Origin of the sequence: Collinsella sp. AF23-4AC (assembly GCF_003462685.1) — a bacterium.
Lineage (GTDB): Bacteria > Actinomycetota > Coriobacteriia > Coriobacteriales > Coriobacteriaceae > Collinsella.
Genome location: NZ_QRVE01000014.1, coordinates 44,402 through 54,780, shown reverse-complemented (window position 1 = coordinate 54,780; position 10,379 = coordinate 44,402). Strand labels below are relative to the sequence as shown.

Below are 10,379 nucleotides of genomic sequence, written 5' to 3'. Positions count from 1 at the left end.
GCCGTGTTCCGCTATGCGGTTGTCAATTTGCGAAAGAAATTATGCGTCACCATGTCGGTGGCGTCTACGTTGCCAATATCGTGAGCGCAAGCGAGGGGAGCGATGTGACGTTCCTGCGCGATTGCGCTGCCACGGCACTCGAGGTATTCGCCCACGCCTGGGTGGTCCCATGTGGCGATGCAGAGTTCGGCGGCGAGGAAAACTACCTGCTCATCGCCAGCGACGGCAACTACGCCTTTGCCGAAGCCGTGCCCTTCGACACCGACTTCCTCGGCACTGTCCTTCACGACAAATAAGTCTCCCCGTCCCAAAAAGACTGGTCTTAGGCGTGGTCGCGCCAGCCGAGAACGCGCTGCTTCATACCCTCGATGTCGAGCACGCCTTCGGCAAAGCCCTTGCGCACGAGCTCTTCGGGAACAAACTCGTCGTAGCGGTCAAAGTAAGGCACCTCGCCGGGATAGACGAGGTCGATGGGGTCGAAGTCCTTCTCGGCCTCGGCGGCGAGCACCTCAAAGAACGTCTCCTCGTCGGCCTTCATTTTAAACTGCATAAAGTATGGGCGTGACGGGTCGAGTCCGCGAAGGCCCAGCTCCGCGGCGCATTTGATTTTAAGCATGCGCTCGAGTGCCAGGAAGGCGTAGCTGCCCAACCAGGGGAAGAGCACCCAGGTGTCGCCACCCAGGTTGATGAGCGGCTTAGTTCCCGCGCCCGAAATCTCGGCGGTATGACGAGCCTGCGCCAAGCGAGCCCGTGCGTTACCCATAAGGTACGGATATGCCGCGTGTTCAGTGAGCGCTTGGCGCATGCGCTCGAGCACATGCGTGTTAATGTCTCCAGGGCAGTCGCCAAAGTAGGCCGGCACCCGGCCCTTGACCTGCGTGGCAAAGACGGTGTGGCGCTTCCAGTCCACTTCCTCGACAATCCAGCAATGGCCGGCGATGGCAATGCGCTCACCGGGCGGGGGCGGATTAACGATCGTGCCCAGCTCGGCCGATTCGCTCCGGACGGTAAACTCCTCGTTTTCCTGAAACACGGCGTAGAACTTAAAGTTGTTGATGATGCGCTCGCCCGCGAGACCCACGATGAGCCCGCCACCTTCGGTGACCTGGATATGGTCGATCTTAATGAGGTGACGTAGCAGTGCGCGATAGTCATCGGCCGAGACGCGGTGGAAATAGCTGAGCGTGAGCACGCGCTGGGCAAGCTCTGACGGCGTGAGTTCGCCGGTGCTGGCAAGCGTCGACATGGTCTGGTGGTAGAGCAGGCTGTAGGGGAGTCGATCGAGCTCGGGCGGCTCGACCCACTTTTCCTCGCGATAGAGTTGTACGAGCGCGATGCCCTGCAGGAGCTTCCACGGAATGGTCTCGGGCATCATCGTGCGCGGCTCGGGCTCTTCCTCGCGCATGACAAACCACATCTCGGGCGGAAGATCGCGGCGTCCCGTGCGGCCCATTCGCTGCAAAAAGGAGCTGACGGTAAATGGCGCATCGATCTGAAACGCACGCTCCAGGCGGCCGATATCGATACCGAGCTCCAGCGTAGAGGTGGTGACGGTCGTTTGTGCCTGTTCCTCGTCGCGCATGAGCTCTTCTGCCGTCTCGCGCAGCGATGCCGAAAGATTGCCGTGGTGGATGAGAAAGCGGTCGGGCTCGTGCCGGCTCTCGCAGTAGCTACGCAGCATGGAGCATACGGCCTCTGCCTCCTCGCGCGAGTTGGCAAAGACCAGGCACTTGCGGCCGCGGGTATGCTCAAAGATGTAGCCCATGCCGGGGTCGGCGTTGTCGGGTGCGGTGTCGGTGGGGTTGAGCAGTGCCTGTTCGGTTGCCTGCGGGATGTCGACTTCGCCCTCGGGGGCTGAGGAAGTGCGACGGTCCTTGGGAGCGGCCTTGCCCCGTGCCCGCTCACGACGTTGACGGCGCTCCTCTTGTGTGAGTTGTCCGCTGTGACGCATGTCTTGGGCGCCGGCGGGCAGTGCCGCGGATGCCGCCTCGATGCGCTCGCATGCGAGCACTTCGGCTTCCTGCGGACCTGTGCCCATGAATCCCCGCTGCTGTGCCTGGGGGCCCGAGTTGTAGAAGTGCTCCATGGAGATGCGCCACACGCGACGCGGTTCTTCAAAACGGGGGATAACGCAATCGCGTCCCGTTCCCTGCGAGAGAAAGGCGCCCGTGCGCTCGGGGTCGCCGATGGTGGCCGAAAGGCCAATGCGGCGGGGCTGCACGCCTGCCATGCGCGAGAGGCGCTCGATAAGACAGAGCGTCTGCCCGCCGCGGTCGCCGCGCATGAGCGAATGAACCTCGTCGATGACGACGTAGCGCAGGTCGCAAAACATGCGCGGGATCGCCATGTGCTTATGGATCAGGAGCGCCTCGAGCGATTCGGGTGTAATCTGCAAGATGCCGCTCGGCTTTTTGATGAGTTTGGCCTTGTGCGATTGCGAGACGTCGCCATGCCAGTGCCAGACGGGGATGTCGGCTTCTTCGCACAGGTCATTGAGACGGACGAACTGATCATTGATGAGCGCTTTGAGGGGGCCGATGTAGAGGGCGCCCACGCTCGCGGGCGGGTTCTCCCAAAATTCGGTCAGGATGGGAAAGAAGGCTGCCTCGGTTTTGCCGGAAGCCGTGGATGCCGTCAGGAGCACATTATCTTGCGTGTTAAAGATGGCATCAGCTGCGGCAACCTGGATAGAGCGCAAGCTCTCCCAATCGTGGGAGTAGATGAAGTCTTGGATAAACGGGGCGTAGCGGTCAAAGGCGTTCACGAGGCCTCCTTTCAAAAGCGAATCTCTCAACGCGGCGGGCAGTGGCTTGCTGCATTACTGCTTCAACGTTTGCCCAGATAGAGCCTGCCAAAATAAACCTGTCCCTTTTTGGCAGGTTAGATGGTGAATTCGGCGAAGTTACGGTCGCCGCCTGCGGTATCGGTGTCGCCTGTTGCGGCTGCCGGCGCCAGCGCGTCGCCGCCGACGCTTTGCAGCAGCTCGGCCACGTTGGCGTCGGGGTTTTGGCATAGGATGTCGAGCAACTCGATAAAGTCACGAATGACTTCACGCGGCGTCAGATGCGTGTCGGCTCCCACGCGGCCAAACTCAATCTTGAGGAAGTTTACCAAGTCGTTCTCGGTAAGCGTGGGCGTCCAGCCAAAGTAGCCAGCATGGATCTGCATGAGTTTTTCGATCAGCACCAGCAACTCCTCGTAGGTGAGTGGCTGCAGGCGGATGATGGGCGCGAGCATGTCCTTAAGATCCTCGCGTGCAAAGCGGCCTTGAGCGAGTCGGCTACGCAGAGCCTCGTAGGAGAACACGCCACGGCGGCGGTCTTCGATGGAGGTTGGCGTGCCGCCCATGATCATGCCCAGGTACTGCGCCTTGCCCTGGAGCGTGTCGTTGTACATGGTCAGGATCTTCTCGTAGTTGTATTGGCGTGTGATGGCGTTGGGAATCTTATACAGATTCACGAGCTCGTCGATGAGCACCAGCATGCCCTTGTAGCCGCTGCAGACCAAAAAGCGCGCAATGAGTTTGACGTAGTCGTACCAGTCATCGTCGCTGATGATGGTTGAGGACCCCAGTTCGGCGCGAGCCTCGCTCTTGGTGCGGTATTCGCCGCGGATCCATTTGGTCACGCGGCTCATAGCTTCTTCGTCGCCCTCGGATACGGCCGCGCGGTAGCGGCGGAGCATGCGGGTGAAGTCGAAGCCGTGGACCATTTCCTCGAGCGGCGCCAGTTGGGCATTGACGGCAGGCTCGTCGGCATCGGCACACGAGGCGACCCAGCGATCCAGGATAAGGTTGAGCGCACCGCCCTCGGGGCGCGTTTTAGTCGATATGTTGCGGATGAGCTCACGATAGGTGGCAAGGCCCTGTCCCTGGCCGCCCTGCAGGCGGCGCTCAGGGGATAGGTCGGCATCGGCGACGACGAATCCCTCGCCCATGGCGTGCGTGCGGATGGTCTGGAGCAAGAAACTTTTGCCGGCGCCGTAGCGACCGACTAAAAAGCGGAAGCTCGCGCCGCCATCGGCGATGAGACTCAAATCGGTGAGCAGGGCGCGAATCTCGACCTCGCGTCCCACGGTGATATAGGGAAGGCCGATGCGCGGGACCACGCCGCCCTTGAGCGAGTTGAGAATGACGGCAGCGACGCGCTTGGGTACGCGGGGCGCTGCGGATGCGGTATCACTCATGGTCTAGGTATCCTCTCACGTCTGCTTCGTAGTCCTCGATAATCTGCGGCCCTGCCGCGCCAAATTCAATCACGGTGTCGCCCACCAGGTCAAAGAGCGCCTCGTTGATGTGATCGACGAGCATGTCCTCGCTCTGCCCCGACCTCTCAACCGCCGACGCCGCCTGCGCCGTGTTCTGCTCGAGCAGTGCGCGCAGATAGACGGCTGCGGCTGGTGCGAGTTCGTTCGCAGCGTCAGCGGAGGCTGTTGCTGCGGACGTGGGCGTTGGCGCGAGAAGCGGCGCCACGACACCAAACTGGTCGGTGGATATGGTCGGCTCGTCGGCATCATCCTGCCCCATGGGCACCGTGACCGCCTCGGCAATCACGTCGGACGCGGGCTTGGCTTCCAGCTGCTCGGAGCCCGCCACGTCAGCCTGTGCGAGCGCATCGTCCTCGCGCTCCTCGTCGATCAAAAGCGCTTCGCGCGTTTGCGCAGCGGCGCTCCGAATGTGCCCCAGCTGACTCAGATCGATATCAATCTTCACGGGCTGGTGTGCGGCGTCCCACGAAAGCCATGCCACAATCTCGTCATCGATAATCTTGGCCAGATATTTGGGGACTTTTTCTTCCTTAAGGGGATGGGCGGGGTCCAGCGCCAGGCGCAGGCGTTGGTCGCAGGCGCGCATCATTTCACCGAGCTTGCTACTCTTTTGCCTACTACCGTGGATACGCATGCATTCCCAAAAGCCGTTTTGGCAACGGTAGATATGGATAGGATCTAGGCGGTATTCGCAGTCCTCGTGGCGCTCGGGCGCAAAGAATACGGCCGACGCAAACATGGTGTAGGGCATGGCCGTCTCCTCCCCAAATAAACTCGCCACGATGCCGGTCTTTCGGTGCGTGTCATAGTAGCGCGCCATGCGGACATACACGGCGCACGCCACGTGGCGCAGATCGCGGTGGTGGCTGCGGTCGAGCCGCGAGTTACTTAGGTTGTACGTGGAGAGGGCATTGATGGCGGCCATGAGTCGTTCCTCGCGCGCCTCGTCGGGCGGAAGGGGGAGCGTGGGCTCGGAGGCCTTGCGACGCTTGGGCGCCTGGTCCGACGGCGTTGGTGCGGGTGCAAGGTCTCGTGCCGCGCGCCGTAGCTCGAGAAGGGCGTTATCGAACATGACGGTTTTAGAATCACGAAGCAGCTTGGGGTCAAGCCCGTGGAACACGGCGTAGTCCTGCAACCACACGCGTGCAAACCGGTCGATGCCGGGCTCAAAGGCGCGGTAGGCATCCCAAAAGGCCTTGATCTTGTTAAAACCATTGAGCGGGTCATCTACGCCAATGCCGCAAATCAGCTCATAGAGATACAGAAAGGCAAAGGACGTAGACGTTTCCTCGACAGTTCCGCGGCGCACTTGGGCGCGCCAGGTAAAGTAGCCGCGCAGCTGCCGGTCGCTCATGGCGTTGTAGGTGGGAAAGTACGACTTAAAGGTGCCGTTGTAGGGACAGTCGTCCTCAAAGTTGGCCATCAGCAGACCTTGGCGGTAGAAAAGCTCGGCTTCCGAAAGCCAACGCCCCGCGCCGCCCTTGGGGTCTTCTTGCCAACGCGATATCTCACGCATTTTGCGGTACTGGTCGGGAAGGAAGTTCTGCATCTGGCGGCCGGTCTTGAGAATCGGCTCGTCTGCGTAGATTTCGTTTGAGAAGCGGGCGGACTGATGGGTCCGGGCCTCGGCCATAATGCGCTCGATGAGCATCTTGATGTCCTGGTCGGCCACCGCTTCTCCTCTCCTAACGCAGCTTCGGTGACCTCATATCATAGCACAGCATCAAACAGGTGTTCGAGATACTGCTGCGTAGATAGATTTAGAACAGGAGGGCGTAGATGACGGCGATGACGACGGAGGGGAGCATATTGGCCGTGCGGAAGGTCTGAGGACGGATGAGGTTGACGCCGACGCAGAAGATGAGCATGGAGCCTACGAGCGAAAGGCTGTCGAGGGCTGCCGTGGTCATGATGGGGGAGAGCGCGCCGGCAAACAGCGTGATCGTCCCCTGGAACACGGCGACGGGTAGGGCGGAGAAGATGCAGCCGCGGCCGAGCGACGCCGTCATGGTGCAGACGATGATGCAGTCCAGTGCACCCTTGAGGGCAAGCGTTGACCAGTCGCCGAGCAGGCCGTCCTGGATCGATCCCACAATGGCCATGGCGCCGATGCACACGGTGAGTGAAGTCGAGACAAAAGCGTTGGTGAACTCGTTATCGCCCTCACTGCCAGTCTTGCGCTTGAGCCATTCGCCAAGGTTCTCGATGGCGGCTTCCAAGTTGACGGCCTCGCCGATGAGCGAACCGAGCGCAAATGAGACGATGAGCATGGTGGTACCGGTGGTCGACAGCGCCTTTCCATCGATGACGAGCATCTTTTGCATGGTGCCGCCCAGGCCGATAAACAGGACGCACAGCCCTGATGCTTTCATGAGCGTGTCTTGGATGCGCGGTGTAATGAAGCGGCCGCCCGCTAATCCCAAAAGACCGCCCGCAACTAAAAGCACAACGTTGATGATTGTTCCCAAGCCCGGCATGAGCCCTCCTGTATTGATGCCAACGTGGCAATCGTAGCAGAACGAAATGCGAGGCACATCGCGACTCATCTAATACGTTATATAAGTGGTATTAGGAATGATGCGCAGCATTTAAGCCTCAGGTGGTTGTCGGGACATAGGGATAGTAGTCAAAGCGCAGTGTCATAAGCCGCTGTGGGGATTCAATAGCCGCGGCGATGATATTGGCATCGCGGGCACGATCAAACCCTTCGAGTTCGATTTGATACGAGACGTCTTGCATAATGTCCAGACGTCGCCAGGTTAGGAGTGTGTCACCATCGAATTCCAAGGTTTTGCCTCCGTCTGGGGCAACGGCGTATAGACGCAGTTTAGCGGTGGTTGCAGGGTCGACAACCGTGACCTTTTTAATTTCGTTTCGAGTATTCTTGGCGCCCAACAGGGTGAGCAGTGTTGGGGCCACGACCTCGCCCGATGGCAAAAAGACGACTTCGATGGATTCAGGAAATGCGATGATGGCCGACTTGCGGACGGGCTGATTGGCGGCGGCAACTTCGATGTTCGCAGCGTCGATGACCTCTGTGTGGTCGAGCGCGGCAAGCACGCAGCAGTTACCTTCATCGATCTCTTGAGGATCAGCAAGCCCCAGACTGTCTGCGAGCTCGGGATCGTTTGGATCGTTAGCGGGCTCATTCGGTGCTTCGAGAGAAGCTGGGATGCTGTTTGTCGGCGACGGCGTGTCGCCCGCACCTGCTTCTTTGTCCGCGCTCTCTTCTTGTATGGTTGCGTTGATGGGTTCGTCGTTTGAGGGGAGCGTCTTGGCGTCAAGCGCGGAGGGAAGAATTCCGATGGCTCCGGATCCGTTCCACTCCATTTCGAGAAGCGCCGGGTCGGCAAGAATGCGTTGCCTGCTTTGCGCGTGGGCATCGATTTCAATAGGGCCTGTCTCTATCCCTCGTGTAAGGCTGAGTGATCCGGCTGGCTTCTCGAAATGAGCGTCTGTGTCTTTGGCGCTGACGGCGTAGAACAGCAGGGACGCTTCTCCCGCCGCGATGGCATCGGTGCCGGCTTTGGTCAGCCGCAACGATGCCGTGAATGAGAGGGTGGGCTGCGCATCGTCTGCATTCGCGGCGGCGCAGCCCAGACATATACCGCCTCCTTTCTCAAAAAACGTACCGTCGAAGGCGACCTTCGCTCCGTTCGCCGAGTCATCGACCGAAGCGATGTCGATGCGCATCTCTAAATTGCATGGATCGCCATCCGCATCGAGCACAACCGAGCGCCACGTGCAGACGGCGCACCCCGCCTGGGAGCCGTTTGCCTTGTTCGAACGCTTGATATCCACGACTATCGAGCCGTCCGTATTACGACGAAGGCATCCCGAGGTTGAGATCGCGGCCTGTGCGATCGAAAAACGCTCGCACGCAATGGTGCTCGACGGATTTGGGGCGGAACTTAGGGCTGCTGGTAAGGAGTCTGCCATGACGGGAGTCGCCCAAGCGGCGACAGGCGTTCCGGTTGCGAGCGCGCCGCAAAGTGCGACGACGGGCAAAAGGTTCTTCGATGCCATGGGGTCTCCTTAGCTAATTTAGTGCGGCCTGTCCATGTTTTGTTTCTGGCTGCGTTTGATGTGCAGACCGAGGCCGGCGGTTCCTGCGCCTGCTGCTGTGGCGCCTGCTGCCAAGAGCCATCGTCTGTCGCCTGTCTGCGCCAACGGTTCCTCGCGGTCGCCGCGGTCGAGCTCCGAGAGGTCGACCGTCACTTGCGTGGCGGCCTGCGCCTGTTCTTGCTGGGCAAAGGCCATGGCTGGCCCAAACGCTAGGATGCCGACGGCGGCGGCCAGGGCGATGGCCTTATGCCGTGTGCGCACCGGGCTCGACCGTCCAGGTGATCGTCGCAACCTGATCGCCTTCGCCGGTTACGCGGAAGATGTCGCGCGTGACGCGGGCGACGTTTCCGCTTGTCTTGAGCTTAATTTTGTCCGTGCCACCGGCAATGCCCTGGTAGCCCATGTCGAAGGCTGCATTCTTGGAAAGATCGAGGCCCGTCCCCTGCATTGCGGCGCTGGCGTTCTGGAGCGCGCCGTCGGGGCCGACCTTAAAGTCGATTGAGTTCTGCGCGGTTCCGGCCTTGGCGTCGGCGGCAATGGTCCAGGTGTTCATGGCGTCGATCTTCATGTTGGTGACATGGATGCCGTAGGCCGAATGATTGTCGATGGTGGTCGCGTCTTCTGAGGGGCCCTGAAGCGTGCCGTCGGCCTTGGCGACGAAGGGAATAACCGTCGGAACTTTGAACTCAACGTTGTCGATCTCGGTCCTGACCATTACCTTCGTGGTTCCAACGCGTCCGGCCGCCATAGCTGGCGTCGGGGCGGCGCCCATTGCGAGCGCGAGCGCGAGTCCTGCGCCCACGACGAGCGCTCTGGCTCCGTTCATGTTCCTGGTGATGTCCATGGTCGTTCCTTTCTATTCGCCGCGGGCCGTCCCCGCGATGATTGGACGAATGCTGGTGAATCGCGTGCGGTGCCGCGTCGACCGGAAAGCTAGTTCTCGGCTTGCTCAACCCGTACCTTGACGCGCGTCGGGTTGCCGTGGCTGTCATAGGTCTTGGCGTCAAGCGCCTGGATCTCGATATACGCCTCACCTTCCTCGATGTCGCCGGCGGGGCATGTCTCGACCGTTTTGCCGGTCTCGACCACATCGGATTCGTATATGGTCTCGTCGTTTTGGATGACGCGGAATCGCTGGGGAAACTTGTTGTCTTGGACGTTTTGCACGTTGACGCGCAGCTTGCCGCCTTTTTGCAGCTGGGCGACCGGTGCGACCGAAATTGTCATCATGTTGTCGCGAACGATGGCGTCGAGCTCATCTTGGATTTCCTGGCGCGTTTTGCCCTCCGCCGTCGTAACCGAAGCGCCCGCCTCGGGTACGGGCTGCGACTGCCAAGCGTATAGTCCTACGGCGACAAGGGCACAGACGATGGCCAGGCAGGCAGCGATGAGCTTCTTGCGACGCCCCAAGCCTGCAAAGTGGGGTGGCCTCTTCGCGCTCATGCGGCATCCTTGGCGGTATAGATGCGCGCAAAGGTTGACGGGTCCGCTCCAAAGAGCATATGAAGCATCAGACGGCGCGAGTAGACAAGCTCGTCGAAGTCGGGAGGGAGCTCGATGTCGTGGATATGCGCGATGTGGTGGGCGAGCGCCGAGAACGACTCGGGGTCGCAGATCACATCGGTGGTAACGTGGTAGACCGTCGTATCGGGGAATGCCTCTTCGTCGAAAGGCAGGAGATGGGGATCGTCGTCGACTTCGATGGCGATGCCGTACTGGGGCCAGTAATATGCCATGGGAACCTCCCTGCTTCTGGGCCAAAACTTCTATCGGTTTTGGCTGTCGACGCCGACGGTATCAGCCGCTACTTGACCAATTGCTGACCAAATGCTTGACGGATTGGCGTCTCCGCAGGTAAAAGGCGGCAAAAAATACTCCAACTTTTTTCGAGCGACAATTGCGCGGTCGGCGACGGCGGGGCCACATGTGTCAAAAGCATCGTCTGCCGAGGAAATCAAGCCGCTCGCCGAATTGCACGAACGTAAAAATCGCCAATTATGGAGACGGTCTCGAACACGTCGACGAAACGATGCGGTAACATCTCCCTG

The 10,379-nt window shown here is 60.3% G+C and carries 9 protein-coding genes and 1 pseudogene; 1 reads left to right on the top strand and 9 read right to left on the bottom strand.

Going from position 1 to position 10,379, the window contains the following annotated elements; translation table 11 throughout:
• Positions 1-296 (top strand): annotated as a pseudogene (locus tag DWY05_RS07705) (hypothetical protein); the annotation flags it as partial.
• A gap of 26 nt (positions 297-322) precedes the next feature.
• Here DWY05_RS07705 and DWY05_RS07700 read toward each other — a convergent pair.
• The 9 genes from DWY05_RS07700 to DWY05_RS07660 form a co-directional block, all read right to left on the bottom strand.
• Complete coding sequence (locus tag DWY05_RS07700; RefSeq protein ID WP_117821276.1) at positions 323-2,764, bottom strand: DEAD/DEAH box helicase; 2,442 nt, start codon at positions 2,762-2,764, stop codon at positions 323-325.
• A 116-nt stretch (positions 2,765-2,880) separates the two neighbouring features.
• Positions 2,881-4,185 carry an ATP-binding protein gene (locus DWY05_RS07695; RefSeq protein ID WP_117821275.1) on the bottom strand — a complete coding sequence of 435 codons (1,305 nt, stop codon included), beginning with the start codon at positions 4,183-4,185 and terminating at the stop codon, positions 2,881-2,883.
• Positions 4,178-5,938, bottom strand: coding sequence for a TerB N-terminal domain-containing protein (locus DWY05_RS07690; RefSeq protein ID WP_233504056.1), 1,761 nt, complete (start codon positions 5,936-5,938; stop codon positions 4,178-4,180). The genes DWY05_RS07695 and DWY05_RS07690 overlap by 8 nt, the downstream gene beginning before the upstream one ends.
• 88 nt (positions 5,939-6,026) lie before the next feature.
• Entirely contained in the window at positions 6,027-6,743 is a 717-nt protein-coding gene (locus tag DWY05_RS07685; RefSeq protein ID WP_187364981.1) for a DUF554 domain-containing protein, read from the bottom strand.
• A gap of 118 nt (positions 6,744-6,861) precedes the next feature.
• Complete coding sequence (locus tag DWY05_RS07680; protein ID WP_117821274.1) at positions 6,862-8,292, bottom strand: hypothetical protein; 1,431 nt, start codon at positions 8,290-8,292, stop codon at positions 6,862-6,864.
• A gap of 18 nt (positions 8,293-8,310) precedes the next feature.
• Positions 8,311-8,592, bottom strand: coding sequence for a hypothetical protein (locus DWY05_RS07675; protein WP_117821273.1), 282 nt, complete (start codon positions 8,590-8,592; stop codon positions 8,311-8,313).
• Positions 8,576-9,175: a hypothetical protein gene (locus DWY05_RS07670; protein ID WP_022095047.1), complete on the bottom strand. Its 600-nt coding sequence runs from the start codon at positions 9,173-9,175 to the stop codon at positions 8,576-8,578. Before DWY05_RS07670 ends, DWY05_RS07675 begins: the two co-directional genes overlap by 17 nt.
• Positions 9,176-9,264: 89 nt before the next feature.
• Positions 9,265-9,774, bottom strand: a complete 510-nt coding sequence (locus DWY05_RS07665) for a hypothetical protein (protein WP_117821272.1) — start codon at positions 9,772-9,774, stop codon at positions 9,265-9,267.
• On the bottom strand, positions 9,771-10,067 hold the full coding sequence (locus DWY05_RS07660) for a hypothetical protein (protein WP_055287150.1): 297 nt from the start codon (positions 10,065-10,067) through the stop codon (positions 9,771-9,773). Before DWY05_RS07660 ends, DWY05_RS07665 begins: the two co-directional genes overlap by 4 nt.
• Between the last annotated feature and the right edge of the window lie 312 nt (positions 10,068-10,379).